This window comes from uncultured Gimesia sp., from assembly GCF_963972345.1.
In the GTDB taxonomy this organism is placed as follows: Bacteria; Planctomycetota; Planctomycetia; order Planctomycetales; family Planctomycetaceae; genus Gimesia.
Genome location: NZ_CAXAVM010000360.1, coordinates 1 through 1,786 on the forward strand (window position 1 = coordinate 1; position 1,786 = coordinate 1,786).

Genomic DNA, 1,786 nt, shown 5'->3' on the forward strand with positions numbered 1-1,786 from the left:
CCCCGAAAGATAAACGGGTCGTCAAACATAAAAATTCCGCCGATGATATCTGGTGGGGCGATGTGAATTACCCCCTCGATCAGCATGCGTTCTTCTGTAACCGGGAACGTGCCACCGACTATCTGAATATCTGCCCGCACCTGTACGTGATCGATGCCTTCGCCGGCTGGGATCCCGAGTACCAGATTAAAGTCCGCGTGATCTGTTCGCGGCCTTATCATGCGCTGTTCATGCATAACATGCTGATTCGTCCGACAGAAGAACAATTGGAAGATTTCGGCAAACCGGACTATGTGATTTACAATGCGGGGACATTTCCTGCGAATCGTTTTACCACCGGTATGACATCCAAAACCAGCGTGGACCTCAGCATCGAGGATGGTGAGATCGTAATTCTGGGAACCGAATACGCGGGCGAAATGAAGAAAGGCATCTTCACCGTCATGAACTACCTGATGCCGAAACTGGGGATTCTGTCGATGCACTGTTCCGCGACTGCGGATCGCCAAACGGGTCGCTCCTCGGTTTTGTTCGGGCTGTCCGGTACTGGAAAAACCACACTCTCTGCAGATCCCAAACGATTTCTGATTGGTGATGACGAACACTGCTGGACGGATAATGGAATTTTCAACATCGAAGGAGGCTGTTACGCCAAGGCGATTTATCTCTCGCGGGAAAACGAGCCGGAAATATTTCAGGCGCTGCGTTATGGAGCGGTGCTGGAAAACGTGGTCTATGATGAAGCCCGGCATCATGTCGATTTTGATGATACCAGCTTCACCCAGAATACCCGCGGCGCTTATCCGATCGAGTACATGCCCAGTGCCAAAATTCCCTGCGTGGCAGACCATCCCAATGATGTGATCTTCCTGACCTGCGATGCGTTTGGCGTTCTGCCCCCGGTCAGCCGTCTCACTCCCGAGCAGGCCATGTATCACTTTATCAGCGGTTATACAGCGAAAGTCGCCGGTACGGAAATGGGCGTCGATGAACCGCAGGCCACCTTCTCGCCCTGTTTTGGCGGGCCCTTTCTGGTCTGGCATCCTGGCAAATACGCCGACCTGCTGGCGGAGAAAATCCGAAAATACAATGCCAATGTCTGGCTGGTCAATACCGGCTGGAATGGTGGCGCTTACGGTGTGGGAAAACGAATCAGTCTCAAAGATACGCGGGCAATTATTGACGCCATTCATTCCGGAACGCTGGTTCAGGCCCCGACTGAGGTGGATCCCATTTTCGGAACCACCACGATTACAAAATGTCCGGGAGTCGATGATCAGATTCTGGTACCGCATTCCTCCTGGGACGATCAAAGTGCCTACAAAAAAACGGCGATCAAACTGGCTACCGCCTTCAATGACAATTTTATGAAATACGCGTCCGGCGTTTCCGAAGAAGTCCTGGCGGCCGCACCACGGGTTTAATTTTCACTTCGATAGATCTGTTCGAAACATTTCAGGAGTGGGGGGATACGGAGTTCGCCGTGCATGGAAGGATATTAACTTTATGATTCAGCTGAAATTTAATTTACTGCTGCGAAAACTTTTTCTCCAGTGTCTGAATTGACTGTTTCACATCTTCCAGCGTACCAATCGCAACGAACACCTGGAATGAGTAATCGCCGGCGGCGACTCCCTCTGGATCCTTAAACCGAAAGACACAGTTCCATTTCACCACTTTCGCAGCCGGGAAACGAAAGCGGCCGTAGCCCGCGTGCTGATAGCCGGGGGAGGGCTGATCGGGAGAAAAAACACCCATCGCGTACTTGCCGTCCTGTGTACTCAGG

At 51.9% G+C, this 1,786-nt stretch carries 1 protein-coding gene and 1 pseudogene; one reads left to right on the forward strand and one right to left on the reverse strand.

Annotated elements, in window-relative coordinates; all coding sequences use genetic code 11:
* On the forward strand, positions 1-1,424 hold a 1,424-nt coding region (gene pckA / locus AACZ40_RS29025; protein WP_339677174.1), incomplete at its 5' end, for a phosphoenolpyruvate carboxykinase (ATP).
* 103 nt (positions 1,425-1,527) lie between these two features.
* Here pckA and AACZ40_RS29030 read toward each other — a convergent pair.
* Positions 1,528-1,786, reverse strand: a pseudogene (locus AACZ40_RS29030) (hypothetical protein); the annotation flags it as partial.